This window comes from Erwinia sp. S43 (assembly GCF_016624745.1).
Taxonomy (GTDB): Bacteria; Pseudomonadota; Gammaproteobacteria; order Enterobacterales; family Enterobacteriaceae; genus Erwinia; species Erwinia coffeiphila.
Genome location: NZ_JACVTX010000083.1, coordinates 1 through 278, shown reverse-complemented (window position 1 = coordinate 278; position 278 = coordinate 1). Strand labels below are relative to the sequence as shown.

Below are 278 nucleotides of genomic sequence, written 5' to 3'. Positions count from 1 at the left end.
CCCGCTTCAACGGTTGCCGGTTCGGACGGGTTGCCCGCTTCATCGGTCTGGGTTACGGAGAGTGTTTCACCGTTGGTCTGAGGTGAAGTCAGGTTTACGGTGAAGTTACCGTCTTCGCCCACCACAGCACCCGGAACGCTGATCACGTTGCCATCGGCATCGCGTACGGTAATTGCCGCACCCGGTTCGCCGGTACCCGTAATGCTCAGGCCGTCTTCCGCCACGTTCAGATCGTCAACCTGTGCCGGAGGCGTGGTATCGCCCGCTTCAACGGTTGC

1 protein-coding gene is annotated in these 278 nt (G+C 60.8%); it reads right to left on the bottom strand.

Features of this window, described 5'->3' with window-relative positions; translation table 11 throughout:
• The coding region (locus IBT47_RS26870) for an Ig-like domain-containing protein (RefSeq protein ID WP_200564301.1) at window positions 1–278 on the bottom strand (278 nt) is incomplete at both ends.